Here is a 25,274-nt window from a genome sequence, read left to right as displayed (position 1 = left end):
GTAATATACTTTAGCAAAATTGATTTGATTATGCTGAATGAGCCGTAAGTTTTGCTTTCAATGCGCTGTCAATAGCATCAAGGAATTCCTCGGTGTACAAGAAATGTTTGCCGTGTTCCACATTGTTTCCATGAATGCAAATTGCCAGGTCTTTAGTCATCTTTCCGCTTTCTACCACTTCAATACAAGTTTGTTCAAGGGTGTTGCTGAAATCAATCAGTGCTTGGTTATTGTCTAATTTGCCTCTAAAAGCAAGCCCTCTTGTCCATGCAAAAATACTTGCAATCGGGTTGGTAGAAGTGGGTTTGCCTTGCTGATGTTGTCTATAGTGACGTGTAACAGTTCCGTGTGCAGCTTCTGCTTCCATCGTTTTGCCGTCCGGTGTAACCAAGGTAGAAGTCATCAGTCCTAATGAGCCATAGCCTTGTGCTACTGTGTCTGATTGAACATCTCCATCATAATTCTTACAAGCCCAAACGATTTTGCCATGCGTTTTTAATACAAAAGCAACCATGTCATCAATCAATCTGTGCTCATAGTAAATACCTTTTTCTTCAAATTTAGATTTGAATTCGTTTACATAAACTTCTTCAAATATGTCTTTGAAACGTCCGTCATACTTTTTCAGAATTGTATTTTTTGTGCTGAGAAATAGGGGCCAACCCTTTGCCAATGCTTGGTTCATACAAGCTCTTGCGAATCCGTAAATAGATTCATCGTGGTTGTACATTGCCATTGCTACTCCGTCCCCCTTGAAATTATATACTTCAAAAGACTGAGGTACGGCTCCGTTCTCGGGAGTAAAAGTAATGGTGAGTTTTCCTTGCCCTTTAGTAACAAAGTCTGTGGCTCTGTATTGGTCTCCAAACGCGTGTCTTCCAATGCAAATAGGGGAAGTCCAATTGGGTACAAGCCTCGGAACATTGTCTATAACAATGGGCTCTCTGAATACTGTACCGTCTAGAATGTTTCTGATTGTGCCATTGGGAGATTTCCACATTTGTTTCAAGTTGAACTCTGTTACTCTTTGCTCATCGGGTGTGATGGTAGCACATTTGATTCCTACATTGTATTTCTTGATAGCTTCGGCAGCTTCTATCGTAATTTTATCATCTGTCTCATCTCGTTTTTCAACTCCCAAATCATAATATTTGATATCAAGGTCGAGATAAGGGAAAATAAGTTTGTCTTTAATTGACTGCCAAATAATTCTGGTCATTTCGTCTCCGTCAAGCTCTACAACGGGGTTTGCTACTTTAATTTTTTGCATGATAATTTTGTCTTTTGAATTAGATAGAAAGGGTGCAAAAGTAATTTTTTTTAAGCTTAAATACAAACGGGTGTAAGGATTAGAGAAGATAAAATTGATAATCAGAATTTTATCCACCCATGGTGTGCAAGGATTGTGGATTGAGAAAAATGTACTGAGGTATATTTGCGGGCTTAAATCTCAGCTCTTTAAGGCATATACAATGCTAACAAAGAGTTATAAAAATTATTTATTTGAATTACTCGAGTAATATAAAATCAAAGTTTCCCAAAGTAAGCACCAGTATTTTTACGGTGATGTCGGCTTTGGCTAAAGAACATGACGCAATCAATCTGTCACAGGGTTTTCCTGATTTTTCGCCACCTCAGGAATTGATTAGTGCTGTCAATTTCTATATGGAAAAAGGCATGAACCAATATGCCCCCATGGCGGGATTGATGAGTTTGCGAGAACAAATTGCAGAAAAAATGTATGAAAATTATTCTGCACAATATAATCCTGAAAAAGAAATTACGATTGTGCCGGGTGGTACAATCGGTATCTACGCTGCCATTGCCTCTGTGGTACGAGATAATGACGAGGTAATTATTTTTGAACCTGCTTATGACAGTTACGCTCCTGCCATAGAAGCAAACGGAGGAAAAGCCATTTTTGCAGAATTGAAATTCCCGACTTATAAACCCAATTGGGAGGAAGTTACCAAGCTCACAACAGCACGCACCAAAATGATTATCATTAACAGTCCTCACAACCCTACGGGCAGTATTTTAAGTGCGCAGGATATGATGAAATTGGAAAAACTGGTTAAAGACAGAGATATCGTCATCCTGAGTGATGAAGTTTATGAACATATCATCTTTGACGGGGTTGAACATCAAAGCGTGGCACGATTTCCCAATCTTGCCAAACGCAGTTTTATTGTATATTCATTTGGTAAAACATATCACGCAACCGGTTGGAAGATGGGATATGTATTAGCTCCCGAAGAACTGACAGAAGAATTCAGAAAGATTTATCAATATATGGCTTTTGCTTGCAATACACCTATGCAGTATGCTTTTGCAGAGATACTTAAAGACAAAAGTTTATATCAAAATCTGGGGGCTATGTATGGAAAGCAACGCGACTATTTTAAGAATGGGCTCAAAGGTTCAAGATTCAAGATTAAACCAACCTTAGGTACCTATTTTCAGTTGCTGGATTACAGTAAAATCAGTGATATTGACGAAATGCAATTTGCAGAATGGCTCGTGAAAGAAAAGAAAGTAGCAGCTATTCCCGTTTCGAGTTTCTATAGAAAAAAAGAAAATCATAAAGTATTGCGCTTTTGTTTTGCAAAACATAATGAAACCCTTGACCGTGCTTTAGAAATCCTATGCAAACTCTAAAAATTGCCATCATACAAACCCATATTTACTGGGAGGATGTCGATGCAAATCTCGCTCATTTCTCAACCCTGCTCGAAACTGTGAAGGTAGATTCAGACCTGATTATGCTACCTGAAATGTTTGCAACAGGGTTTAGTATGAGCCCTGAATCACTGGCAGCCGACTCTTTTAAAAAAGGTCTCCATTGGATGCAACAGAATGCAAAGGAACATAATTGTGTGATAGCAGGGAGTTTGATGATAGAAGAAAACGGCAAGTATTATAACCGTCTTTTCTATGTTTTTCCGGATGGCAATCACGTGTTTTATGATAAGAAACACTTGTTTTCTATGGGCAATGAAAAGGAGCATTACCAAGCGGGCAATAAGACAATCATTGTTGATATCAAAGGCTGGAAAGTCAAACCGTTAATATGTTATGATGTGCGTTTTCCGACCTGGTGCAGAAATACTGAAGATTATGACTTGCTGACTTTTCACGCCAGTTTCCCCGAACGCAGAATCCGGCATTGGGACATACTGCTGCAAGCAAGAGCACTTGAAAACCTGAGCTATGTTGCGGCTGTTAACCGATTGGGTGATGACGGTCACGGAATTGCACACAATGGGTCTTCTCAGTTTATAGCTCCTGATGGAACTTTGATGCTTATCAACAAAGGTGATGACACCATTCTGTATGCTACCCTGTCAAAGGAAATACTCGCAACAACAAGGCAAAAATTCCCGTTTTTGAATGATCGGGATTAGAAGTAATGATTTCTACTGATTATCCCTCTTAACACAGATTGGTAAAAGAAAATGGCTTATTGCATGTTTTCTTTAAAAAATGACACGGTTTCTTCTATACATTTATTGTTGTATTCGTCATTAAAACCATGTCCTTGCCCTTTGAATTCAAAGTATTTGTTGTTGAGTTTCAAAGAATCAAGCTTGTGAACAAAATACTGACTTTGATATAAAGGCACTATTACATCAATGTCTCCGTGAAAAGTGATAGTGGGAACATAATTGCTTTTATTGACTAAATGATAAGGACTTAGCCCGTAATACAAAGCAGAATCCCAATATTGACCGGTGTATTTTTTATAAATCTCCTTCACATTTCCACCCAAGAACAAATTGAAAGAATTGTAGAAAGACCAGTCTGCAAAATAGCTTGGACCAAACATGTTACTTACCGCTTTAATATGGTTGTCAGCATTGAATTTGTATGCATACAATAGGGATAAATGCGCTCCTGCACTGGCTCCCAACATTGCCATATCTTGCGAAAGCCCATAAACAGAACCGCTGTCAATCAAATAATTTACTGCTAATTTCAAATCTTCCGAAATTTGTTCGTGAATTACACTGCCACCGTTCGCTAGACGATAATTGATATTAGCAACGGCAGCCTCGGGCCATTTTTTGTTGATGATTTGAGCCAAATTATTCATTTCGCTCTTGTCTCCTCCTTGCCAAGCCCCTCCGTGTATGAGAATAATCACTTTGGTTTTGTCAGCACTCCTGCCTTTTGGAAGATATAAATCCATGGATTGTTTTGAGTCTTTGCCATAAGGCACATTGCTTAATATCGTATCAAGATTGGATACTTGTGTTGTTTTCCCTTTATTGTTCGAGTCTGTATTGCAGGCAACGAAGACGACAACCAGACAAATTAAAAAGAATAGATGTTTTCTCATAAGAGATTGCTATTGATTATTGCAAAGGTATTTTATTTTATTGCAAAAGTGTATGGCATAAACAAGCAGGTCGGCTTTGCCGACCTGAAAAAACTATGCACAAGAAAAACTAAAAACCTTCTTTCACAATGTATTGAGGCTCCACACCCAAAGCGCTAAGGTGTTTCTCAACCGCATTCATCATAGGAGGTGGACCGCACAAATAGTAGTATTTGAGTGCGGTTTCAGAATGTTTTTTTATAAGTTCAGCATCAATGAACCCGTGTTCATATCCGTAAACTTGCTCGTTCGCAAGTACATTGATAAAGCGACTGCCCAACATTTTACTTAACAAAGCTTTTTGGATAATATCATGCTGTGTTTTATTGCCAAAAATTAATTTGTTTTTGCCTAACTGTCCTTTTTTCTCAAGATTTTTGAGGATGGCAATAAAAGGTGTAATACCGGCACCTCCGGCAATGAATATACCTTCTCCTTTGTAGTGAATATCGCCATAAACATCGCCCACAAAAACTTCGTCACCGGCATTCAAAGAGCGCAATTTATGTGTTATACCTTGATGGTCGCTATAGGTTTTAATATTAAATTCCAAAAAATTTTCTTCGGGCAAAGAAGTGAACGTGAATGTATGCCATTCGTTTTCTAACCCCGGTTTGTTGATTGCAATATCTGTGGCTTGTCCTGGTATGAAGGTTATTCCCTCGGGTTTTTCTAACACTAATTTTATTACATCATGTGTAAGGGGTTCGATAGATTTTATTTTAACTAAATGTGCCATAATGGGTTATTTTGTAATGTGAATATAATTGAAAAATTCGTTTTTGGTAGCGTCATTTTTGAATTGCCCTGAGAAGAATGAAGTGGTAGTAGAACTACTGGTGTCTTTGATTCCGCGTGATTGTACACAAAGATGGTCCGCCTCAATCATAACTGCAACATCTTCTATTTGCAATATTTCTTTCATTGCTTCTCCTATTTGATTAGTCAATTTTTCTTGTACCTGAGGTCTTTTTGCATAAAACTGAACAATGCGGTTGATTTTGGAAAGTCCGATAATATGATCATTGGGAATATAAGCAACGTGCGCTTTCCCGATGATGGGCACAAAATGGTGTTCGCAAGTAGAAAACAAGCTTATGTCTTTCTCTACCAACATGCTCTTATAATGACTGCTGTTTTCAAACTGACTGATTGCCGGTTTGTTTTTGGGATTTAATCCACTAAAAATTTCGTTTACATACATTTTGGCTACTCTGTACGGAGTGTTTTTTAGGCTTTCATCGGTAAGGTCAAGCCCAAGTACTCTCATAATTTTGGCAAAGTGAAATTCAATTTGTTCTATCTTTTCTTCTTCACTCAGCTCAAATTCGTCAAGGGATATACTTGCTTCCAAGTTGAGTTTGTCTAATTCTGTTTTGGTTAATGCTTGCATGTTAGTCTTTCGTTTTTAATTCGTTGTATATACCACAATAGAGTGAACATCAATGCAAAAGGTTACAAAAAAATTGATTATTTTTTGTTTTAATCAATCTTTTTAAGCTTTGGATTGCTTTATCAATCCTTCCAGATAGTCAGAAGTGATAGGATTTTGGGTGATTTCATCCAACCCGTTTTTGTGTTGTAATTTCTCTGCCAAATGCTTCATTGATTTGATTGCATATTTGAGTAGTGAGGGTCCCAGACTTACTCTCGCCACTCCAATTTGTTCAAGGGTTTACAAATCAGGAATACCCAGTAGTGTGAGAATGTTCACGGGCATTTTGAGTGCATTTATAGTAGCCTGAATATCGAATTCTTCTTTCATTACAATAGGATAGAAACAGTCTGCACCGGCTTCTTTGTATGCAGAACCTCTTTGGATAGTTTCTGCCAAACGTTGTTCAGGGCTTAATTCTTTTTTGTAAATATAAACATCGGTTCGAGCATTGATGAATAAATGCACTCCTTTGGATTGAGCTGTTTTGCGAATGGTTTTGATTCTTGAAACTTGGGTTTCTAAATCAAGTAATGAATGATTCTTCTTGTCGGAATCTTCTATATTTATTCCAATGACACCAGCATCTATCAAATCTTCTATATTTTTTGTCAATTGTTCATCAGTGTCTGCAAAACCACTTTCAAAATCAACCGAAACAGGAATGGAAACAGCATCTGTAATCTGTTTGACTTGCGACAAAAACTCGGCAAATGTGATGTGTTCTCCATCCAAATAGCCATTGGTATAAGCCATAGCAGCACTTGCGGTGGCTACAGCCGGATAACCGATTTCTTGTAATAATAATGCACCCAGAGGTTCCCAAATATTTGGCAGGATGAGCATCTTTCCAGAGTGGTGAAGATTGCGAAAATGTCCGCTTTTTGTATTTGAGTTAATAAATTGTCCATGTTGTGATTTTAGTATATGAAAAGTGCCAAAGGAACAGATAATGATGAAACCGTGTGCAAAGTTTCGACCAATCAGGCTTTTGATTTCTTATAAACCGGCACAGTAGAGCAAGGTTCGCCAAACATCAGTGACTGAACAAAAGGAATCAACATCTTAGTGATTTGTACATAAGCAGCTTCGGTAATTTTAACCTTACTGCAACCTTTGATGACCATTCTTACTCCTTGGTATTCGGCAGGGTTGATTTTTTCTTTCAGGGTGTTGAGCAGCAATATAGTTTCAAGAGTGTCGAGGTTGCCAAACACTATTTCTTTAGCTATGCCGGTTAATTTACTTGCGACCAACATATATGCCCAAGTTGGAACTACGGCATCTGCTGTGCAGGTGATTGCCACTAATTTGTCTGTATATTGAAGCCAGTCATGCTCATGAATAAAATCCCTGAAATCTTTTTCTTTGAGTATAAGACCCATAAAAAGATTGTCTTTCAGGTCTATTACTACACGTTCTCCGGCAGTATAGTATGCTTCTAAATCAAGAGTAACAATACCACTTGCCTGAACTTTATTTACAATTGCCATTGGAATGGCAAAGGTATAAAATTAAGGATTGTTTTGATTGACTTTATTTGTTCATGGTGAGATGTAAATTCTGAGTTTATATCACGTTTAAATGATAGTTTCCATCGTTTTCAAAATCAGTTTACATTTGTAGCAAATAAATGCAAGCATGAAGAAGTTGATATTAGTGTCAGGGTTAATGTTCTTAGGCTTAGTCGGATTTGGGCAGGCGCTTACTTCGGTCAATTTACTGGGCAGTCGATTTATGGCAGACAACAGCACCCAACTTTTTAAAACAATGGATGGTAAATTTCTTGTATTTGGTACATCTGCTAATCTGGGTGTGATGTATGCAGATTTTCAACAAGGTGCTTCTACACAGTTCTTTGTATATTCTGACAATCCTGATTTGCCCATCAGGGAAATACAAGGGGCAGGCGGTATTGCGGAAAATGATACTACGTTTGTTTTGATTGGTCAATTTGAGTTTCCGAACCAGAATGCACAAGTCATTGCAGTAAAGGTAACATCCGGAGGGAAAGTATTGTGGGCAAGAAAACTCAACTCTTTGAGCAATGACTTTGCAGATAAAATCATTCGTTGTCAAAATGGTGATTATTTAATTTCGATTTTGAGCGGACAACGTGAGAATAATTTCGGAAACAGAATTTCGGGAAGCGCGGTTTTTAGAATTGATAATTTGGGTAATTTGCTGTGGTATGCTAATCTCGATACAAGAGGTGAAACTAATTCCAAAGTCTTATCTATGCACGAACTTAGTTCTAATAATCTGGTAGTGATACAGAATTTCTCTAAGCAATTATCTATCCATAAGCTCAGTTCAGATGGAGATAGTTTGGGAGGAATTTTATCCGATGACGAGCTGTTGCCGGTGGCTGCTGATTTTATTTCCGACAACGATGGTTTTTTTGTGGCTACTGCCACTACAGCTTTGTTAAAAGTGGATACATCATTGGATGTCAAATCTTTTGTGCAGTATGCACAAGCAGATATTAGCAGTTTTACTTCTGTGCTCAACGTCAATGACAGTACTGTGGCAATCGGGGGTAAATACCTGAATGAAGCCTGTATTTTGAATATAAACAGCAGTACCTATCAAGTCAGAAAAGTTTATCACAAGAGTTTCTTCCCTTATGCAGGTGCGGATATTCAGGGAATGTTTGTAGTTGAAGACACTTTTTACAGTCTGTTATCCAATGGATTTGCGCTCAGCAAACACAATAGCGACCTGAGCCATGATTGTTTTGAAGAAATAGTTGGAAATCAGGTGAGTGTATCACCTCAGCCTTTGCCTGATTTTAGCATGGGTGTAAACTTTAATTCGGAGATGCCCAACTTTGAATCATTGTTGGGAATTTATACAGGAGAAAAACAAGATTTACAGCCCAGTGTAAATTGTCTTGACTATGATTTGAGTATCAGAACAGAATTTTTGGAGTACAATTTTAGCTGTCGCAATATTGCTTTGCGGTTTTATGTCTTTAACAATGGAACGCAAGCTGTAAGCAGTTTTGATATCACAACCTATTTCACGGATGGAGCTATTACAAAAAGTTTCAACTTGAACACACCCATTACAAGCAAAACCGGTGCTTACATTGATTTTGGGAACTATTATCTTGACTTTGGTATTACCAATCTGAGCTATAAGGTTGCTAATCCGGAGGGGGTGCAGGATGAATACACAATCAATGATTCTTTTATGACCGTATTTTCTACCATTCCAAATCAAACTATCGGGATTCATGCGGCTGACAGCATTTGTGCAAATAATACTAACACTTTTGTTAGCACTGGTACGGATGGGACATACTCACTTTTCAAAGACAGTATGATGGTGATTCAAGGAACCGGCAAAACTTACAATGTTAATACCGGTGGTGGCTTATATCGTTTTATGTTCGAAAATTCCAAGGGTTGTATTTTCTATTCCGACACGTTAAGAGTCAAAGAGCTTGCGGTGCCTCCGAGGCCGTTCTTCATCATAGTCCACGATACCTTGTTTACTGATGCAAGTGGTAAGATTTATTGGTATTTTAACAATGTGTTGTCGGATTCCAACACTCAGGTTTTCCTATACAAGGGAACCGGAAATTACAAAGTGATAACTCAAAATGCTTCGGGTTGTGAATCTCAAAATGAATTGATAAATCTGACCCTTAGTGTACCATATGGACTCGGTTCAAAACAATATTATTTTGCTGAAAACACCCTGTTTTTGACAGATGTTGAACCTTCACTGAGTGTTGAATTATATAGCCTTGATGGACGCATGCTTGAACGTTTTGATGTGAGCAAAGGAGCCTCCTCTTATGCCATACACCGCCCCGCAGGTTTGTATTTTTTACTTATCCGTTCTTCATCCGGTGTATTTGCAGAAAAAGTATTGATAGAAAATTGAACACAATAAGATTGTTTTCCGTTTAAAGAGTTTTTTTGAAGTGTAACCAATGTTACTTAGTTACTGTTTTCGAAATACTAATTTTGCAACCGATTTTAATCATTCAAACTAATTATTATGAGCTATACATTTTCAAAAATCGTAGGTATGGATTTTGACGAAGCGAAATCAAAAGTTACCGATGAACTAAAAAAAGAGGGTTTTGGTGTCTTGACCGAAATAGATATTAAAGATGCACTTAAAAAGAAGATAGACGTTGATTTCAGAAGATATACAATCTTGGGTGCATGCAATCCTCAATTTGCACACAAAGCCTTGTCAGTTGAACACGAAATCGGCAGTATGTTGCCATGTAATGTAGTTGTGCAACAAATGGAAGACGGCAGTATCAAGGTGAGCGCCATAGACCCGGTGGCAAGTATGATGGCAGTGAAGAATGATAACCTTGGCGAAGTGGCTACTCAGGTGCGTGAAAAACTAAAAACCGTAATTAACAATCTTTAATTAAAATTTTTATGAAAGCTAATGTTGGAACCTTGGACAAAGTAATTAGGATTGTTATTGCAATTATTCTGTATGCACTTTATTTAATGGATGTAGTAACAGGTATGGTTGGAATCATTTTCCTTGTATTGTCATTGGTGTTGCTATTCACAGCTTTTATGAATTATTGTCCGATTTGGCACATTACAGGTATGTCAACAAGAAAAAAAACAGATAAACAATTAAACAATAAATAAACCCATGTTTGGAATTTTTAAATCATTATTTGGTGCAGACAATGCACAACTCAAAGAAGTTATCAAAGACGGAGCCTATTTGGTAGATGTCCGTACACCTGGCGAGTTTTCAGGCGGAAGTGTAAAAGGTGCAGTGAATATTCCTTTGGATACAATACCCGGCAAAGTGTCAAAGTTCAAAGGAAAAAAGAATATTGTACTGTTCTGTCAGAGTGGTGGCAGATGTACACAAGCAAAAGGATATCTTGAACAACAAGGTATTACTAATATTTATAATGGAGGTTCATGGTATAGCGTTGATGCTATTGTGAACGAAATCGAACAAGAAAAATAATGGCAAACAGCAGAGCATTTTGGAATGAGCGATTTGCACAAACTGCTTATGTGTATGGTGAGGCTCCCAATGAATTTGTCAAATCAAAGCTCAAAGGAATGAAAGCAGGCAAGGTCTTGTTTCCATGCGAAGGAGAAGGGCGCAACGCTGTGTATGCCGCCACATTAGGTTGGGATGTTTGTGCATTTGACCAAAGTGAAGAAGGAAAAAAGAAAGCAGAACTCTTAGCTCAAAGGCACAATGTGAAGTTTGATTATAAAATTTCAGATATTGAAAATGCCGAGTACCCTGCCGAATCCTTCGATGCGCTCGTGCTTGTTTTCGCCCATTTCCCTTCTGCTGTTCGAAGAAAGTTTCATAAGACTTTAACAAGTTTTGTGAAAAAAGGCGGTTGTCTCATTTTGGAAGGTTTTGATAAAAAACATATTGCCAACCAAGCAGTTAACCCCCATGCAGGAGGTCCAAAAGATGTGGATATGCTCTTTGATATCAATGAACTTAAAACAGATTTTGAAGGCTTTAAGTTTGTGGAAATTGCCGAAGTCGTGGACAACCTGAACGAAGGAGATTATCACAAAGGAAAATCAAACCTTGTAAGGGTATTTGCAATTAAGAACTAGATGATGTTCAATCGGGAATATTGGGATAAACTTTACAGTCCTGACGTATTTCTGTTTGGTGAAAGCCCCAATCTGTTTCTGAAAGACAAATTAGTGGAAATACCGGCAGGAAAAATCTTGTTTGCGGCAGAAGGAGAAGGCAGGAATGCAGTCTTTGCTGCTCAAAATGGTTGGAGTGTATCAGCCTTTGACCTCAGCGTAGTGGCAAAACATAAAGCAGATACCTTGGCACAAAAAGCAGGACTTGAGATTGATTATCATGTAGGTGATATAGCGCAACTTGATTATGAGTCGGAGTCGTTTGATGTGTTGGCTTTAATTTTTGCGCATTTTGAGCCGGAGAAAAGAAGTACTTTACACAAACAATTAAGTTCATACCTCAAGCGCGGAGGCTGGTTGATACTGCAAGGTTTTGGAAATGGAAAAAGTTTGGGAGAGGATGCCCATACAAGCACACATGAGCTTTACTATGATTTGGAAATGTTGAAGAAAGATTTTGCAGATTTTGAAATGATAGAAATATCCGAAAAAATCATCCAAATGAATGAAGGTCGTGTATTGCAAGGACAATCAGTCATCGTAAGCATGCTGGCTCGCAAGAAATAATAATATTATCATTAACTTTGCATGAATATGAAAATTGAAAATAAATTGAAAGACCTACTCAAAGGCTGGAATTTAATGCGGATTCTTTATCTGGTGATGGGTGTCATGATGGTTGTGCAAGCGGTTCAGATTCATGATTGGTTTGTTGCCATCATGGGAATTGCACTTTTCAGTATGGGGGTTTTTAAAATGGGTTGTGCAGGCACAAAATCCTGTTGTAATACAAGTAACACACAGACTCCACAAGACAAAAAAGAAACAATTACTTTTGAAGAAATAAAATGAAAAAAATCTTTGGCATAATAGTTATGGCTTCATTTGTTGCGTGCAGCAGCAATCGTTCAGAAGTTGCAGAAACAACCGAAGTCAAGACTGCACATGCTATTTTAGACACAGCCAAATTTCTGGCAATAGGTGACGAGATGGCAAAACAAACCCAGCAGATTTTACTTGCCAATGTTGCCAATGCCATCAAAGAAAAAGGTGTAGCAGGCGCAGTTGACTTTTGTAATACACGTGCTGTATCGCTTACGGATTCTGCTTCCGACATGTTTTTGGCTCAAATTAGTCGCGTTAGCAATTTAAACAGAAACCCTAACAACGGACTCAATAGTAATATGGACAAGACTGCTTGGAATGAAATTGTCCTAATGATGTCAGATGCAAGTTTGCCGGACAAACATATAATTATACAAGAAAACAATGAAACCTATTACTTCAAAGCAATACCTATAGGAATGCCTACTTGTCTTTCCTGTCACGGTGTGGTCGGACAAGACATTAACAAAGAAACCTATGATGTAATACAAGCAAAATACCCAAATGACAAAGCCACCGGTTATAAGATGGGAGAGTTGAGAGGGCTTTGGAAAATAAAACTAAATACAACACTATGAATTTTGTCAAAAATAACTTACTCGTAATCATTGGCGTTTGTGTAGGAGCCATTGCAGGATTCCTCTATTGGCACTTTGTGGGATGCGAATCGGGCACCTGTGCAATTACTTCAAAACCGTTGAATAGTACTGCTTATGGTGCTTTGATGGGGGGACTCGCTTTTTCTATGTTCAAAAAAGAAAACAAAACCAAACATGACATTCCAAGAAATCATTAATCAGAATAAGCCCGTACTTGTTGACTTTTCCGCAGAATGGTGCGGACCTTGTAAAATGATGGCACCTATTCTTGACGACCTCAAAAAACAAGTGGGAGACAGCGTAAGTATCATTAAAATTGATGTGGACAAAAACCCGCAAGCGGCTGCTGCACTTCAAATTCAGGGCGTTCCGACTCTGATTGTTTTCAAAAAAGGAGAAATGAAATGGAGGCAATCCGGAGTGGTGCCTGCACACGAGTTGGAAAGAATTGTAAAACAATTTGTGTAAGAATAATAGAAGCTAATGAGTGTGCAATGCTGTTGCGTTTCACTTCAATTCTTCCATCAAAAAATCAAGACTGCTGTTAGGCTCAACCAAAAAACCTCTGATACCCGCTTGTTCAGCCGCAATAATGTCGCGTGGGCGGTCGCCAATCATAAAACAGAGTGCCTTGTCTGCATGGTATCTGTGAATAGCCCGCTCTATCATGAGTGAAGCGGGTTTCCTGCATAAGCATTTGCCAAAATCATCGTGATGAGGACAATAGAAAATATCATCAAACCGGATGCCATGAACGGAAAACTCGCTTTGCATCTTGTGATGGATTTGATGTAAGGTTTCATGGGTGTATAAGCCTTTGGCAATTCCACCTTGATTGGTGATGACTACTAATTTGAAGTTTTTTTCAATGGCTTTTTTGAGAAAAGGGATGATAAGAGGGTTGATTTCAAAATCATCAACACTGCTGATATAGTGTTCCTTTTCGATGTTCAAAACACCATCCCTGTCTAAAAAGATAATTTTATTCAAAACCTATTTTTTGGGTTTCCAAAATAAGTTCATATTTGCATCAATAAAAAATAATCCATTGGTAAAGAGAATTGTAGTCATCCCCACGTACAATGAGATTGAAAACATAGGTCTGATGCTGGATACAGTCATGAACTTGTCTATGCCTATGGATATATTGGTGGTGGACGACAATTCTCCGGATGGTACAGCATCCCTTGTAGATCAGAAAGCTAAACAGCATGAAGGGCGCATCCATTTGTTGAATAGAAAAAAGAAGGAAGGACTTGGAAAGGCTTATGTTGCTGGTTTTACTTGGTGTTTAGAAAACGGTTATGAGCAGATTGCCGAAATGGATGCAGATTTCAGCCATAACCCAGCCGACTTACCTGAATTGTTCAAAGCACTTGATGAAGGTGCAGATGTGGCAGTGGGCAGTAGGTACAAAACCGGAGTGAATGTGGTTAATTGGGGTATCAAAAGGGTCATCATGTCCTATTATGCCTCTCGATATGTAAAGTTTATTACAGGACTCCCAATCAATGACGCAACAGCAGGTTTTGTTGCTTATAAAAGAATTGTATTGGAAAAAATCAATCTTAACCTGATTAAGTTCAAAGGCTATGCTTTTCAAATAGAAATGAAATACAAGGCTTGGCGCAAAGGCTTTAAGATTGAAGAAGTGTCCATCATTTTTACAGACCGTAAACGAGGTCAATCTAAAATGAGTATGGGGATTTTCAAAGAAGCTTTCTTTGGTGTGATTGAGCTTCGTTGGAAAGCCATGATTGGCAACAAAGCATTTAAGTAAAAACTTGTCAAATTTGGTTGATAAGCTCATTCTGTCTAATAATTTATAGCTATATACAAGGTATATATTGCAGATTTATAATTCCAAATCTGCATGATACTTGTGATTCATTTTGTTAAAATCATATTCAGTGCAACTGTAATAAACATTCTTATATTTGCCTTATGAAAAAGACAATATTAAGTACTCTTTTAATATCCGTATTTGCGCTCAGCGCTATTTTTATTACTTCTTGCAAGAAAGATAAAAAAGATGAAGACAAGAAAGAAGAGCCTAAACCACCTACCAACAAAGAACTTGTGATGTCAAATACTTGGAAAGTTACCAAAGTAATGTCCCAAGGGATTGATGTTTGGAACTCATCCATACTACCCATTTTTCAACCTTGTCAAAAAGACAATACTTATCAGTTTCAAGCAGACGATTTGTTGTTGATTGATGAAGGAGAAACCAAATGTAATGATGCTGATGCACAAACTCAGCAAGGCGCATGGATGATGGTGGGTAAGGATCGGATGTTTATTGATGTTATTTTTCTCACAGATACGGCTGAAATTGTGTCAATTTCAAAAACGCAATTAGTCCTCAAAGCCAATATTGAAAGTTTTGGCGTGGATGGAGATATTTATTTTGATAAAGTAAAGTAAACAGAGTGACGGATTAGGCAGAAGCTTGCTTTATCCTCTCACTTATATATTTTGTGCAGATTAGTTACCTTTGCACCTATGAATGAGGAGCAGGAGAGCCTGTCCGAAGATAGGGATTTATACGAACATTTTAGTATCCAAGTGGACCCTGGTCAAAATCCCATCAGAATTGATGTTTTTCTGACTCATAGGATTCCAAATGCAACCCGAACCAAAGTCCAAAAAGGAATTGAAGCCGGTAGTGTTTTGGTCAACTCAAATGTTGTCAAATCCAATTATAAAGTCAAGCCAAATGATGTGATTTCGGTGGTGCTGCCCGAGCCGCCACGTGACACAGAGATTCATCCTGAAAAGATGGACTTAACTATAGTCTATGAAGATGATGAACTGTTGATAATCAATAAACCTGCGGGAATGGTTGTGCATCCGGGGTATAATAATTATACTGGAACATTAGTACATGGCTTGGTGCATCATTTTGAACATTTGCCCCATCGAGATGATATAACAAGACCGGGTCTGGTACATAGGATAGACAAGGATACAAGTGGGCTGCTGGTAATTGCCAAAACCGAATACGCACTCAACTATTTGGCAAAACAGTTTTTTGACCATAGCATAGACCGCAATTATTATGCACTTGTGTGGGGAGATGTGAAACAAGACAATGGAACAATTGTAGGTAACCTAATGCGCGACCCAAAAGACAGAAGGCGTTCAGTAGTTACAACAGATGAGGAACAAGGCAAACACGCAATTACTCACTATGAGGTGGTGGAACGATTTCATTTTGTAACATTGATTAAATGTACACTCGAGACCGGTAGGACTCACCAAATCAGGGCACACATGAAATACATTGGGCACCCTATTTTTAACGATGAAATGTATGGCGGTAATGTGATTCTGAAAGGGATGTCTTTTGGTAAATTTAATCAGTTTATTAATAATTGTTTTTCTATCCTGCCACGACAGGCTTTGCATGCCTATTCATTAGGGTTTGAACACCCCAAAACCAAGAAAAGAATATATTTTGAAGCAGATTTTCCTGAAGATTTCAAAACGGTATTAGAAAAACTCAGACGATATGTAAACAGTAATAAGATGGAGGAATAATGGCATTTTCAAAAGAAATTGAAATATTTGGTGCAAGAGAACATAACCTGAAAAACATTGACTTAAAGATTCCTGCAGGGAAACTTGTGGTTTTTACGGGATTGAGCGGGAGTGGCAAATCTTCGCTCGCATTTGATACCATTTTTGCCGAAGGGCAGCGCAGATATATGGAGACTTTCTCCTCTTATGCACGTCAATTCATTGGAGGGATGGAACGTCCGGATGTAGATAAAATTGAGGGTTTGAGTCCTGTGGTTGCGATTGAACAAAAGACAGTCAGCAAAAACCCGCGTTCTACGGTGGGGACGATTACAGAGATTTACGATTTTCTCCGTTTACTCTATGCAAGAGCGGGTGAGGCATATTCCTATAAAACCGGTAAAAAAATGGTGCGTTATAGCGAAGAACAAGTGCTGGGACTTCTGATAGAAACGTTTGCAGGCAAACAAATACAGTTGCTCGCCCCTCTTGTCAAAGCAAGAAAAGGTCATTACAGAGAGTTGTTTGAAAGTTTGCATAAACAAGGCTATAGCAAGGTTAGAATAGATAGTGAGGTTTTTGAAATCAGTCGCGGAATGAAACTCGACCGATACAAAGTTCATGATATTGAACTGATTGTGGACAGACTTGAACCGACCGATAAAAACAAAACCCGTTTGAGAGACAGCCTCAAATTGAGTTTTAAGCTTGGTAAAGGATCATTGGTGGTAATAGAAATGAATACCGGAAAGGTGTTTTATTACAGCAAAAACCTGATTGACCCCGAAACAGGACTGTCTTATGATGAGCCTCAACCCAATACTTTTTCGTTTAATTCTCCCTATGGTGCGTGTCCTCGTTGCAACGGAATCGGTATCATTCATGAAATTGGTATTGAATCTATCATTCCCGATACTTCCAAATCCATCATGAGGGGCGCTATTATTCCACTGGGAGAAATCAAAGGTAATTATGTATCTGCACAACTAAAAGGATTAAGCAAAAAATTCGGATTTAGTCTTGCAGACCCGGTAAGTAAACTAAGTCCCGAGATTATGGATATTGTCATGCACGGTACAGATGAAGAGTTTAAGGTAACCTATGAAAACTATGAGGGACGAAAAATCGAGGTGTTTACCCATTTCAAAGGTGTAATTCCTACAATAGAAGAACAATTTTATGAAAACCGTAGTGAAGCCTTGATGGAGTGGGCAGAGGAGTTTATGCACCCCGTTGACTGCCCTGCTTGTAATGGCACAAGGCTGAAAGAAGAGGCTTTATGGTATAAAATAGCAGATAAAAATATTGCTGAATTAGCCGAAATGACCATTGGAGAACTGAATGATTGGATGAAAAAGGTTGATGCCAAATTGAATGAAAGACAAAAAGAAATTGCTACCGAAATACTCAAAGAAATCAGAGAACGCATGAGTTTTTTGATGGGAGTAGGCTTGGACTATTTGACATTGAATAGTCCGGCATCTACACTGAGCGGAGGAGAGGCACAGCGAATCAGGCTTGCTACACAGATAGGGTCAAAACTTGTCAATGTCCTATATATCCTTGACGAACCGAGCATAGGATTGCATCCGAGAGATAACATGAAACTTATTCAATCGCTTAAAGACTTGCGAGATGTTGGCAATTCTGTGATTGTAGTGGAACATGATGCTGAAATGATTAGTGAGGCTGATTATATTGTGGATATTGGACCCAAAGCAGGCATACAAGGCGGACATGTCGTGGCAGCGGGTAGTCCACTTGATTTTGCAAAACAAAATTCAATTACGGCAGATTATTTAAGTGGTCGAAAACAGATCGAAACGCCCAAGAGGCATAGAAAATTGTCAGGCAAATGGATTAAGCTCAAAGGATGTTCAGGGCATAATCTTAAACAAGTTGATGTTGATTTCCCATTAGGAGTATTTATTTGTGTAACAGGTGTTTCAGGTAGTGGAAAATCCTCACTGGTGAATGAAACACTCTATCCTATTTTGGCAAAAGCTAAATATGGCAGCAGAAAAAAACCGCTTCCATACAAATCAGCAAAAGGAGAAAATGACATTGATAAAGTGATACGCATAGACCAAGACCCTATTGGCAGGACTCCGCGTTCAAATCCCGCAACTTATACCGGACTGTTTACTGAAATCCGAAACCTCTTTGCCGAAATGCCTGAAGCTAAAATCAGAGGTTACAAACCCGGTAGATTCTCTTTCAATGTCAAAGGAGGCAGATGTGAAGAATGTAGAGGAGGCGGGCACAAAGTCATTGAAATGAACTTCTTGCCGGATGTGGAAGTGCTTTGCTCTACATGCAACGGCAAGCGTTATAACAGAGAAACATTGGAAGTTCGCTATAAAGGCAAATCCATATCAGATGTGCTCAACATGAGTATAGCCGATGCAGAACCTTTTTTTGAAAATATTCCATTAATACAGCGCAAACTCACAGTACTCAAAGACGTGGGCTTAGGTTATGTAAAACTCGGTCAATCTTCTACAACTTTGTCCGGAGGCGAAGCGCAAAGAGTGAAGTTGTCGGAAGAGTTATCAAAAAAAGATACCGGTTCCACCTTTTATATATTAGACGAACCTACAACAGGCTTGCATTTTGAAGATGTAAGAATGCTATTAGATGTGTTAAATAAACTTGTAGATAAAGGGAATACGGTTGTAGTAATTGAACACAATTTAGATGTAATCAAAGTAGCAGACTATATTATTGATATGGGTCCCGAAGGGGGGCATAAAGGGGGAGAAGTATTATGTACGGGTACTCCGCAAGAGATTGTGAAGGCGAATGTTGGTTACACAGCAAAGTTTTTGGCAAGAGAGTTGGTAAAGTGAGTTTGCGTGCAGGAATATTGGTAAAATCAAAATCGAAAACGGTTTTGGTATTAATGGAAAATACAATATTCTTTTTTATGACGGAGCTTCAATGGAAAAGGAATATGATTGGATTTCAAATGATGGAGCAATCGCAATAGAAAAAAAGTAGGATTACTATTTGAGATATTTACCAACTCCCAATTGTCCACTATTTACAAGACAAGGCAATACAGCGTTTACAACTTTCGTTACCTGTCAGGAAGATAAACGCTTCTTTTGTTTCATGGAGTTTAGTAAGGCGTTGGATATATTTTTCAGGTATCTGAAACAGGAGAAAAGGTATTCTGCTCACACACTTATTTCCTATCGCAACGACCTTCATCAATTAAGCGAATTTTTACATACAGAATATGACATAACTCGTGTAGAACAAGTTAGTCATCCAATATTGAGAACATGGTTGGCAACATTAAATCATAAAAATTTTGTCCCGAGTAGTATTAATAGAAAACTGACAGTTTGTCGAAGTTTTTATAAATTTATGGTCAAAAATGACTTGTCAGCACGCAACCCCGCAGTCAATCTTAAATCACTCAAAAAGCCAAAGAGGTTACCGGTTGTTGTGGAAAAACAAAAACTGTTTAATTTGTTGGAACAAGGTTTTGAACAAGAACTGAAATCGGGTGATTATAGACGAGTTTTGGCAAGTACCACTTTGTTTTTTATATATCATACCGGAGTTCGAGCTGCGGAGTTGCTCAATTTGAAATATGCGAATCTTGATTTCTCACAAAAACAAATCAAAGTGTTGGGGAAAGGCAACAAAGAGCGAATCATTCCGATGACCGAAGAACTCGCAGTTGTTTTGCAAGAATATTATATACCAATGCGTGAGCATGTACCCATCCAGGATTTATTTTTTGTTTTTGAAAATGGGAAGAAAATCTATCACAGGTGGCTTTATAATGTCATTACCGATATGATAAAAGAGGTATCCACACAAGAGCACAGAAGTCCACATGTGTTGAGACACACCTTTGCTACGCATTTACTTGATGAAGGTGCAGATTTGAATGCTATCAAAGAATTATTAGGACATGCCAATTTATCGGCAACTCAAATATATACACATAACAGTATGGAGCGGCTAAAAAACATTCATCGATTGACACATCCTCTTTATAAGAATGAGTAAATATGTCTATGATTTGATTTGGAAATCAAAAAAAATGGTATTATTTTCGTAGCAGACAAAAGCAGAAGATAACCGCTTTATTATTCAATCAATCACCTAAAAATTAACGTTATGACAATCGATTTTCAGTATGTAAACTTCAAAGCAGATCAAAAATTACTTGCTTACATTTCAAAAAAACTTAGCAAAATGGGTACCTATTATGACGGAATCGTCAATATGATTGTGTATCTCAAGGTCATCAATACGGACAGTAAAGAAAATAAGTCAATAGAGGTCAAAGCGAATGTGTCGAACCAAACCCTCTTTGTATCCGAAGTGAGTCAAAGTTTTGAATCTGCTGTTGATAAAGTGGAAGAAAAGCTTCGCACACAAGTGCAGAAATACAAGGCAAAACAAGCCTAAAAAATAATTCACAGTTTTTTTTGCACAATTAAAAAAAGAATCTACTTTTGCAGTCCTTTCTGAAAAGGCATAAAACCCTTTAAAGAAAGGACTGTTTTTTGATATAAATATTAAGCCACTTTAGCTCAGCTGGTAGAGCAACTGATTTGTAATCAGTAGGTCGTTGGTTCGATCCCGACAAGTGGCTCAATATAGTAAGTAGAAAAGCGGGAAGATACTCAAGTGGCCAACGAGGACAGACTGTAAATCTGTTGACTTATGTCTTCGCAGGTTCGAATCCTGCTCTTCCCACCAAATATTAAACAGTAACGTTCTTTCTAAACAAGATGCGGAAAAAAGCGGGAGTAGCTCAGTTGGTAGAGCGACAGCCTTCCAAGCTGTAGGTCGCGGGTTCGAGCCTCGTCTCCCGCTCGCTTAAACCACCACGTAAGCCGTTGTAGCTCAGTGGTAGAGCACTTCCTTGGTAAGGAAGAGGTCGTGAGTTCAATTCTCACCAACGGCTCATACCTTAAGGTGATAGCAAAGCAAGGTGGAATTAGATGTGAAAAAGAAGACCGTAATTGTTTAGTTTTAAAAAAGCAAAATTGATTTTTAAATTATAATAAACTAAAAATAACATCATGGCAAAAGAAAAATTTGACCGCTCCAAAGCACACGTAAACATCGGTACTATTGGACACGTTGACCACGGTAAAACTACTTTGACCGCGGCAATTACTACAGTTCTGGCTAATGCAGGATTCTCTGAAGCACGTTCTTACGACTCTATTGATAATGCACCGGAAGAAAAAGAAAGAGGTATTACTATTAACACTTCACACGTTGAATATCAAACCCAAACACGTCACTACGCTCACGTTGACTGTCCGGGTCACGCTGACTATGTAAAGAACATGGTTACAGGTGCGGCTCAGATGGACGGTGCTATCCTTGTGGTAGCTGCTACTGACGGACCAATGCCTCAAACTCGTGAACACATCCTTCTTGCTCGTCAGGTAGGTGTTCCTAAATTGGTTGTATTTATGAACAAATGCGATATGGTGGATGATCCAGAATTGTTAGATTTAGTAGAAATGGAAATTCGCGATTTGTTAAATTTCTATAGTTTTGATGGTGACAACACTCCTATTATCAGAGGTTCTGCTTTGGGTGGATTGAATGGTGACCCAAAATGGTCTCAATCTATCCTTGACCTAATGAAAGCAGTAGATGAGTGGATTCCTATTCCTGCTCGTCTTGTTGACCAACCTTTCCTTATGCCGATTGAAGACATTTTTTCAATCACAGGTCGTGGAACTGTTGCAACAGGAAGAATTGAAAGAGGTGTTATCAACGTAGGTGATGCAGTGGATATCATTGGAATGGGTACTGAGAAACTTTCTTCAACTTGTACCGGAGTTGAAATGTTTAGAAAACTTCTTGACAGAGGTGAAGCAGGTGACAACGCAGGTATTCTTCTTAGAGGTATTGAAAAAACTGATATTAAAAGAGGAATGGTTATTTGTAAACCAGGTTCTGTTACACCTCACCACAAGTTCAAAGCTGAGATTTATGTATTGACAAAAGAAGAAGGTGGTCGTCACACTCCTTTCTTTAATAAATACAGACCTCAATTCTATTTCAGAACTACTGACGTTACAGGTGAAGTAAAACTTCCTGATGGAACTGAAATGGTTATGCCGGGTGATAATGTTACCATCACTGTAGATCTTATCGCTCCGATTGCAATGGAAAAAGGTTTGAGATTTGCAATTCGTGAAGGTGGTAGAACTATCGGTGCCGGTCAGGTAACTGACATTATCGAATAAGGTTTAAATCATTATTTAAGGCACAAAACGGGTGTAGTTCAATGGTAGAATCGCGGTCTCCAAAACCGTTGATCTTGGTTCGAATCCAGGCACCCGTGCAAGATATAAAAGGACATGTTAGAGAGAATAAAGAATTATTGGAATCTGATTGTTGACGAGTTGCTCAATAAAGTAACTTGGCCTACATGGGACGAACTTAGACAGGCTTCCATGATTGTACTTGTTGCTTCTATTATTATAGCTGCGCTCGTATATCTGGCAGATATTGTTCTTGGTTTTATTCTTCAGTTTATATATGGAATTTTTGGCTAAACATTAATGAATTCAAAAATTATGACAGAAGAATTTAGCTGGTATGTAGTAAGAGCAATTAGCGGTCAAGAAAAAAAGATTGCTAAGTATATTGAATCTGAATTGGAACATGCTAAGTTAAGCAAGTATGTTCAGCAAATTTTGATTCCTATGGAGAAGGTTTATCAAATTAAAAATGGCAAGAAAATCGCCAAGGATAGAAGCTTTTTTCCTGGATATATTCTTATACACGCAAACTTAATGGGAGAAGTTGCTCCGACTATTAAATCAGTGAATGGTGTCGTAGGTTTTTTGGGTGCAAATGATTTACCGGTTCCTCTCAGACAAGGTGAAGTAAACAGAATCTTAGGTAATGTTGATGAAATATCCGAGAACAGTGAGGAAAGAGTTGAACCATTTATAGTGGGAGAACATGTTAAAGTGATTGATGGTCCGTTTAGCGGATTTAGTGGAGTGATAGAAGAAGCAAACGAAGAAAAGAAAAAATTAAAAGTAATGGTTAAGATTTTTGGAAGAAAAACCCCCTTAGAGCTTAACTATGGACAAGTTGAAAAAGAATAATTAATATTTTGTAAAAAACCAGATATGGCAAAGGAAATAACCGGATATTTAAAATTACAAGTAAAAGGAGGACAAGCCAATCCTGCTCCACCTATTGGTCCGGCATTAGGTTCTAAAGGAGTAAATATTATGGAGTTTTGTAAGCAATTCAATGCTAGAACTCAAGATAAAATGGGTAAAGTATTACCTGTGGTACTCACATTGTATTCAGATAAATCTTTTGATTTTATCATCAAAACCCCACCTGTAGTAGCTCAATTACTTGAAGTTACAAAAGTAAAAGGCGGTTCTGCTGAGCCTAACAGAAAAAAAGTAGCTGAAGTTTCATGGGAACAAGTACGTCAGATTGCAGAAGCAAAAATGCCGGATTTGAATTGTTTCGAAGTAGAGTCCGCTATGCGTATGGTTGCCGGAACAGCAAGAAGTATGGGTATTGAAGTTAAAGGACAAGCTCCCTGGGCATAATTTATAAACAACGAAGAGATGAAACTAACTAAAAATAGAAAAGCAGCATTAGCAAAATATGAGCAAGGAAAGTCTTATTCCTTAGCAGAAGCTACACAGGTTGTTAAAAATATAACGACCACAAAGTTTGATGCCTCAGTTGATGTTGATGTAAGACTTGGTGTTGATCCTCGCCAGAGTAACCAAATGGTGAGAGGTGTTGCAACACTTCCGCATGGAACTGGCAAAACCGTACGAGTTTTGGTTCTTTGTACACCTGATAAAGAACAAGAAGCAAAAGATGCAGGTGCTGACCATGTGGGTTTAGATGATTATATAGAAAAGATTCAAAACGGCTGGCTAGATATTGATATTATTATCACTATGCCCGCTGTAATGGCCAAGTTGGGAAGACTTGGTAAGATATTAGGTCCCAGAAACTTAATGCCAAATCCAAAGTCAGGAACTGTTACAACTGACATTGGCAAGGCAGTAGGAGAGGTAAAAGCAGGTAAAATTGACTTCAAAGTTGATAAATCCGGTATTATTCATGCTTCCGTTGGTAAAGTGTCTTTTGATGCTAACAAATTGTCAGAGAATACAGCCGAGTTAATCCAAACTTTACAAAAGCTTAAGCCATCTTCTGCAAAGGGGATCTATTTTAAAAGCATTTACCTTTCCAGTACTATGAGCCCGGGGGTAAATGTGGATGTTAAATCAATTCCAGGAATATAAGAGATGAAAAAGACAGAAAAAAATGTGATTGTTGCAGAATTGCAGGAAATCTTTGAAAACAACTCGTTTGTTTACATCACAGACGCAACCGGCATGACTGCTGCAGACACAAACAGTTTAAGAAGGGAATTGTTTAAAAATGGAGTAACAATGAGAGTGGCCAAAAATACTCTGATTAAACTCGCAATGAAAAATTCATCCAAGGATTTTGGAGAGCTTCCAGACACTTTAAAAGGTTCATCAGCCATTATGGTGAGTGTAAACCTTAAAGCACCGGCTGTTGCTATCAAAGGCTTCAGAGGCGCAAAAGAAACTCCAAAACTCAAAGGTGCATTTATTGATTCCGCAATCTATATTGGTGACAACCAATTAAGTGCGTTAGCATCATTGAAGTCTAAAGAAGATATGTTGGCTGACATCATTTCACTCCTACAATCTCCCGTTATGAATGTTCTATCTGCAATCAACTCCAGCAGTCAGAACATTACCGGAATCTTACAAACACTATCAAACAAAGAAAATTAATTAATTAAAATC

Annotated in this window: 32 protein-coding genes and 5 tRNA genes; 29 read left to right on the top strand and 8 right to left on the bottom strand. The window is 38.2% G+C overall.

Features of this window, described 5'->3' with window-relative positions:
* Positions 1-28: 28 nt before the first annotated feature.
* Positions 29-1,270 (bottom strand): isocitrate dehydrogenase (NADP(+)), encoded by a 1,242-nt coding sequence (locus tag M9892_02555; protein ID MCO5253230.1) that lies wholly within the window; start codon positions 1,268-1,270, stop codon positions 29-31.
* Positions 1,271-1,566: 296 nt separating this feature from the next.
* Between M9892_02555 and M9892_02550 the strand changes: the two genes are divergently transcribed.
* Positions 1,567-2,658: a methionine aminotransferase gene (locus M9892_02550; protein MCO5253229.1), complete on the top strand. Its 1,092-nt coding sequence runs from the start codon at positions 1,567-1,569 to the stop codon at positions 2,656-2,658.
* The gene (locus M9892_02545) at positions 2,646-3,404 is read left to right on the top strand and encodes an amidohydrolase (GenBank protein MCO5253228.1); all 759 of its coding nucleotides are present in this window, start codon (positions 2,646-2,648) and stop codon (positions 3,402-3,404) included. The genes M9892_02550 and M9892_02545 overlap by 13 nt, the downstream gene beginning before the upstream one ends.
* Before the next feature lie 56 nt (positions 3,405-3,460).
* Here the strand turns inward: M9892_02545 and M9892_02540 are convergent, their stop codons facing one another.
* The 6 genes from M9892_02540 to M9892_02515 all read right to left on the bottom strand — a co-directional run bounded on the left by M9892_02540 (position 3,461) and on the right by M9892_02515 (position 7,312).
* Positions 3,461-4,339, bottom strand: coding sequence for an alpha/beta hydrolase (locus M9892_02540; GenBank protein MCO5253227.1), 879 nt, complete (start codon positions 4,337-4,339; stop codon positions 3,461-3,463).
* 109 nt (positions 4,340-4,448) lie between these two features.
* The gene (locus M9892_02535) at positions 4,449-5,117 is read right to left on the bottom strand and encodes a flavodoxin reductase (GenBank protein ID MCO5253226.1); all 669 of its coding nucleotides are present in this window, start codon (positions 5,115-5,117) and stop codon (positions 4,449-4,451) included.
* A 6-nt stretch (positions 5,118-5,123) separates the two neighbouring features.
* A complete protein-coding gene (gene folE / locus M9892_02530; GenBank protein ID MCO5253225.1) occupies positions 5,124-5,771 on the bottom strand; it encodes a GTP cyclohydrolase I FolE in 648 nt (215 codons plus the stop codon).
* A 102-nt stretch (positions 5,772-5,873) separates the two neighbouring features.
* Positions 5,874-6,035: a hypothetical protein gene (locus tag M9892_02525; GenBank protein MCO5253224.1), complete on the bottom strand. Its 162-nt coding sequence runs from the start codon at positions 6,033-6,035 to the stop codon at positions 5,874-5,876.
* An 18-nt stretch (positions 6,036-6,053) separates the two neighbouring features.
* Positions 6,054-6,659 carry an isocitrate lyase/phosphoenolpyruvate mutase family protein gene (locus M9892_02520; protein MCO5253223.1) on the bottom strand — a complete coding sequence of 202 codons (606 nt, stop codon included), beginning with the start codon at positions 6,657-6,659 and terminating at the stop codon, positions 6,054-6,056.
* A gap of 137 nt (positions 6,660-6,796) precedes the next feature.
* The gene (locus M9892_02515) at positions 6,797-7,312 is read right to left on the bottom strand and encodes a DUF2480 family protein (GenBank protein ID MCO5253222.1); all 516 of its coding nucleotides are present in this window, start codon (positions 7,310-7,312) and stop codon (positions 6,797-6,799) included.
* Between the two features lie 142 nt (positions 7,313-7,454).
* On the opposite strand from M9892_02515, the gene M9892_02510 reads away from it, so the two are divergent.
* The 10 genes from M9892_02510 (at position 7,455) to trxA (ending at position 13,392) form a co-directional block, all read left to right on the top strand.
* On the top strand, positions 7,455-9,707 hold the full coding sequence (locus tag M9892_02510) for a T9SS type A sorting domain-containing protein (GenBank protein ID MCO5253221.1): 2,253 nt from the start codon (positions 7,455-7,457) through the stop codon (positions 9,705-9,707).
* A gap of 117 nt (positions 9,708-9,824) precedes the next feature.
* Positions 9,825-10,211: a DUF302 domain-containing protein gene (locus M9892_02505; GenBank protein MCO5253220.1), complete on the top strand. Its 387-nt coding sequence runs from the start codon at positions 9,825-9,827 to the stop codon at positions 10,209-10,211.
* Positions 10,212-10,222: 11 nt separating this feature from the next.
* Positions 10,223-10,447, top strand: a complete 225-nt coding sequence (locus M9892_02500) for a DUF2892 domain-containing protein (protein MCO5253219.1) — start codon at positions 10,223-10,225, stop codon at positions 10,445-10,447.
* 4 nt (positions 10,448-10,451) lie between these two features.
* Positions 10,452-10,781 carry a rhodanese-like domain-containing protein gene (locus tag M9892_02495; GenBank protein ID MCO5253218.1) on the top strand — a complete coding sequence of 110 codons (330 nt, stop codon included), beginning with the start codon at positions 10,452-10,454 and terminating at the stop codon, positions 10,779-10,781.
* Positions 10,781-11,401, top strand: a complete 621-nt coding sequence (locus tag M9892_02490) for a class I SAM-dependent methyltransferase (GenBank protein MCO5253217.1) — start codon at positions 10,781-10,783, stop codon at positions 11,399-11,401. The genes M9892_02495 and M9892_02490 overlap by 1 nt, the downstream gene beginning before the upstream one ends.
* Positions 11,402-12,007, top strand: a complete 606-nt coding sequence (locus M9892_02485; protein MCO5253216.1) for a class I SAM-dependent methyltransferase — start codon at positions 11,402-11,404, stop codon at positions 12,005-12,007. It abuts the gene before it with no gap.
* 27 nt (positions 12,008-12,034) lie between these two features.
* Entirely contained in the window at positions 12,035-12,292 is a 258-nt protein-coding gene (locus tag M9892_02480; protein ID MCO5253215.1) for a hypothetical protein, read from the top strand.
* On the top strand, positions 12,289-12,903 hold the full coding sequence (locus tag M9892_02475; GenBank protein ID MCO5253214.1) for a DUF3365 domain-containing protein: 615 nt from the start codon (positions 12,289-12,291) through the stop codon (positions 12,901-12,903). The genes M9892_02480 and M9892_02475 overlap by 4 nt, the downstream gene beginning before the upstream one ends.
* The gene (locus M9892_02470) at positions 12,900-13,121 is read left to right on the top strand and encodes a DUF6132 family protein (protein ID MCO5253213.1); all 222 of its coding nucleotides are present in this window, start codon (positions 12,900-12,902) and stop codon (positions 13,119-13,121) included. Before M9892_02475 ends, M9892_02470 begins: the two co-directional genes overlap by 4 nt.
* Entirely contained in the window at positions 13,099-13,392 is a 294-nt protein-coding gene (gene trxA, locus M9892_02465) for a thioredoxin (GenBank protein MCO5253212.1), read from the top strand. Before M9892_02470 ends, trxA begins: the two co-directional genes overlap by 23 nt.
* A gap of 39 nt (positions 13,393-13,431) precedes the next feature.
* Here the strand turns inward: trxA and M9892_02460 are convergent, their stop codons facing one another.
* A complete protein-coding gene (locus M9892_02460; GenBank protein ID MCO5253211.1) occupies positions 13,432-13,914 on the bottom strand; it encodes an HAD family hydrolase in 483 nt (160 codons plus the stop codon).
* 58 nt (positions 13,915-13,972) lie between these two features.
* Here M9892_02460 and M9892_02455 point away from each other — a divergent pair, with 58 nt between their 5' ends.
* The 17 genes from M9892_02455 (at position 13,973) to rplJ (ending at position 25,262) form a co-directional block, all read left to right on the top strand.
* Complete coding sequence (locus M9892_02455; protein MCO5253210.1) at positions 13,973-14,704, top strand: polyprenol monophosphomannose synthase; 732 nt, start codon at positions 13,973-13,975, stop codon at positions 14,702-14,704.
* A 164-nt stretch (positions 14,705-14,868) separates the two neighbouring features.
* The gene (locus M9892_02450) at positions 14,869-15,351 is read left to right on the top strand and encodes a hypothetical protein (protein ID MCO5253209.1); all 483 of its coding nucleotides are present in this window, start codon (positions 14,869-14,871) and stop codon (positions 15,349-15,351) included.
* Between the two features lie 78 nt (positions 15,352-15,429).
* Positions 15,430-16,467, top strand: coding sequence for an RluA family pseudouridine synthase (locus M9892_02445; protein MCO5253208.1), 1,038 nt, complete (start codon positions 15,430-15,432; stop codon positions 16,465-16,467).
* On the top strand, positions 16,467-19,295 hold the full coding sequence (gene uvrA, locus M9892_02440) for an excinuclease ABC subunit UvrA (GenBank protein MCO5253207.1): 2,829 nt from the start codon (positions 16,467-16,469) through the stop codon (positions 19,293-19,295). Before M9892_02445 ends, uvrA begins: the two co-directional genes overlap by 1 nt.
* 265 nt (positions 19,296-19,560) lie before the next feature.
* Entirely contained in the window at positions 19,561-20,472 is a 912-nt protein-coding gene (locus tag M9892_02435; GenBank protein ID MCO5253206.1) for a tyrosine-type recombinase/integrase, read from the top strand.
* A gap of 111 nt (positions 20,473-20,583) precedes the next feature.
* Complete coding sequence (raiA, locus tag M9892_02430; protein MCO5253205.1) at positions 20,584-20,877, top strand: ribosome-associated translation inhibitor RaiA; 294 nt, start codon at positions 20,584-20,586, stop codon at positions 20,875-20,877.
* A gap of 114 nt (positions 20,878-20,991) precedes the next feature.
* Positions 20,992-21,064 (top strand) — tRNA-Thr (locus tag M9892_02425).
* 21 nt (positions 21,065-21,085) lie between these two features.
* Positions 21,086-21,171, top strand: a tRNA-Tyr gene (locus M9892_02420).
* Between the two features lie 44 nt (positions 21,172-21,215).
* A tRNA-Gly gene (locus M9892_02415) sits at positions 21,216-21,288 on the top strand.
* Positions 21,289-21,307: 19 nt separating this feature from the next.
* Positions 21,308-21,379 (top strand) — tRNA-Thr (locus tag M9892_02410).
* Between the two features lie 118 nt (positions 21,380-21,497).
* The gene (gene tuf / locus M9892_02405) at positions 21,498-22,685 is read left to right on the top strand and encodes an elongation factor Tu (GenBank protein ID MCO5253204.1); all 1,188 of its coding nucleotides are present in this window, start codon (positions 21,498-21,500) and stop codon (positions 22,683-22,685) included.
* A gap of 27 nt (positions 22,686-22,712) precedes the next feature.
* A tRNA-Trp gene (locus M9892_02400) sits at positions 22,713-22,783 on the top strand.
* A gap of 16 nt (positions 22,784-22,799) precedes the next feature.
* Positions 22,800-22,997, top strand: a complete 198-nt coding sequence (gene secE, locus M9892_02395; GenBank protein MCO5253203.1) for a preprotein translocase subunit SecE — start codon at positions 22,800-22,802, stop codon at positions 22,995-22,997.
* A gap of 21 nt (positions 22,998-23,018) precedes the next feature.
* The gene (nusG, locus tag M9892_02390) at positions 23,019-23,558 is read left to right on the top strand and encodes a transcription termination/antitermination protein NusG (GenBank protein ID MCO5253202.1); all 540 of its coding nucleotides are present in this window, start codon (positions 23,019-23,021) and stop codon (positions 23,556-23,558) included.
* 24 nt (positions 23,559-23,582) lie between these two features.
* A complete protein-coding gene (gene rplK / locus M9892_02385) occupies positions 23,583-24,023 on the top strand; it encodes a 50S ribosomal protein L11 (GenBank protein MCO5253201.1) in 441 nt (146 codons plus the stop codon).
* 18 nt (positions 24,024-24,041) lie between these two features.
* The gene (gene rplA, locus M9892_02380; GenBank protein ID MCO5253200.1) at positions 24,042-24,737 is read left to right on the top strand and encodes a 50S ribosomal protein L1; all 696 of its coding nucleotides are present in this window, start codon (positions 24,042-24,044) and stop codon (positions 24,735-24,737) included.
* 3 nt (positions 24,738-24,740) lie between these two features.
* Complete coding sequence (gene rplJ / locus M9892_02375) at positions 24,741-25,262, top strand: 50S ribosomal protein L10 (protein ID MCO5253199.1); 522 nt, start codon at positions 24,741-24,743, stop codon at positions 25,260-25,262.
* Positions 25,263-25,274: the final 12 nt, after the last annotated feature.

This window comes from Bacteroidota bacterium (genome assembly GCA_023957335.1).
In the GTDB taxonomy this organism is placed as follows: domain Bacteria; phylum Bacteroidota; class Bacteroidia; order NS11-12g; family UBA955; genus JALOAG01.
Note: the sequence above shows the minus strand (reverse complement) of the source record. Positions and strands in the feature narration are given on the sequence as shown.

Excerpts from the sequence above, each read along its gene's own strand:
- M9892_02495 (MCO5253218.1), top strand. The coding sequence starts at position 10,452 with ATGTTTGGAATTTTTAAATCATTATTTGGTGCAGACAATGCACAACTC.
- tuf (MCO5253204.1), top strand. The coding sequence starts at position 21,498 with ATGGCAAAAGAAAAATTTGACCGCTCCAAAGCACACGTAAACATCGGT.
- secE (MCO5253203.1), top strand. The coding sequence starts at position 22,800 with ATGTTAGAGAGAATAAAGAATTATTGGAATCTGATTGTTGACGAGTTG.
- M9892_02535 (MCO5253226.1), bottom strand. The coding sequence starts at position 5,117 with ATGGCACATTTAGTTAAAATAAAATCTATCGAACCCCTTACACATGAT.
- M9892_02540 (MCO5253227.1), bottom strand. The coding sequence starts at position 4,339 with ATGAGAAAACATCTATTCTTTTTAATTTGTCTGGTTGTCGTCTTCGTT.
- uvrA (MCO5253207.1), top strand. The coding sequence starts at position 16,467 with ATGGCATTTTCAAAAGAAATTGAAATATTTGGTGCAAGAGAACATAAC.
- rplA (MCO5253200.1), top strand. The coding sequence starts at position 24,042 with ATGAAACTAACTAAAAATAGAAAAGCAGCATTAGCAAAATATGAGCAA.
- M9892_02435 (MCO5253206.1), top strand. The coding sequence starts at position 19,561 with ATGGAGTTTAGTAAGGCGTTGGATATATTTTTCAGGTATCTGAAACAG.
- M9892_02555 (MCO5253230.1), bottom strand. The coding sequence starts at position 1,270 with ATGCAAAAAATTAAAGTAGCAAACCCCGTTGTAGAGCTTGACGGAGAC.
- M9892_02445 (MCO5253208.1), top strand. The coding sequence starts at position 15,430 with ATGAATGAGGAGCAGGAGAGCCTGTCCGAAGATAGGGATTTATACGAA.
- M9892_02550 (MCO5253229.1), top strand. The coding sequence starts at position 1,567 with ATGTCGGCTTTGGCTAAAGAACATGACGCAATCAATCTGTCACAGGGT.
- M9892_02475 (MCO5253214.1), top strand. The coding sequence starts at position 12,289 with ATGAAAAAAATCTTTGGCATAATAGTTATGGCTTCATTTGTTGCGTGC.
- rplJ (MCO5253199.1), top strand. The coding sequence starts at position 24,741 with ATGAAAAAGACAGAAAAAAATGTGATTGTTGCAGAATTGCAGGAAATC.
- M9892_02480 (MCO5253215.1), top strand. The coding sequence starts at position 12,035 with ATGAAAATTGAAAATAAATTGAAAGACCTACTCAAAGGCTGGAATTTA.
- rplK (MCO5253201.1), top strand. The coding sequence starts at position 23,583 with ATGGCAAAGGAAATAACCGGATATTTAAAATTACAAGTAAAAGGAGGA.
- M9892_02490 (MCO5253217.1), top strand. The coding sequence starts at position 10,781 with ATGGCAAACAGCAGAGCATTTTGGAATGAGCGATTTGCACAAACTGCT.
- nusG (MCO5253202.1), top strand. The coding sequence starts at position 23,019 with ATGACAGAAGAATTTAGCTGGTATGTAGTAAGAGCAATTAGCGGTCAA.
- M9892_02505 (MCO5253220.1), top strand. The coding sequence starts at position 9,825 with ATGAGCTATACATTTTCAAAAATCGTAGGTATGGATTTTGACGAAGCG.
- trxA (MCO5253212.1), top strand. The coding sequence starts at position 13,099 with ATGACATTCCAAGAAATCATTAATCAGAATAAGCCCGTACTTGTTGAC.
- M9892_02520 (MCO5253223.1), bottom strand. The coding sequence starts at position 6,659 with ATGCTCATCCTGCCAAATATTTGGGAACCTCTGGGTGCATTATTATTA.
- M9892_02470 (MCO5253213.1), top strand. The coding sequence starts at position 12,900 with ATGAATTTTGTCAAAAATAACTTACTCGTAATCATTGGCGTTTGTGTA.
- M9892_02500 (MCO5253219.1), top strand. The coding sequence starts at position 10,223 with ATGAAAGCTAATGTTGGAACCTTGGACAAAGTAATTAGGATTGTTATT.
- folE (MCO5253225.1), bottom strand. The coding sequence starts at position 5,771 with ATGCAAGCATTAACCAAAACAGAATTAGACAAACTCAACTTGGAAGCA.
- M9892_02485 (MCO5253216.1), top strand. The coding sequence starts at position 11,402 with ATGATGTTCAATCGGGAATATTGGGATAAACTTTACAGTCCTGACGTA.
- M9892_02510 (MCO5253221.1), top strand. The coding sequence starts at position 7,455 with ATGAAGAAGTTGATATTAGTGTCAGGGTTAATGTTCTTAGGCTTAGTC.
- M9892_02545 (MCO5253228.1), top strand. The coding sequence starts at position 2,646 with ATGCAAACTCTAAAAATTGCCATCATACAAACCCATATTTACTGGGAG.
- M9892_02450 (MCO5253209.1), top strand. The coding sequence starts at position 14,869 with ATGAAAAAGACAATATTAAGTACTCTTTTAATATCCGTATTTGCGCTC.
- raiA (MCO5253205.1), top strand. The coding sequence starts at position 20,584 with ATGACAATCGATTTTCAGTATGTAAACTTCAAAGCAGATCAAAAATTA.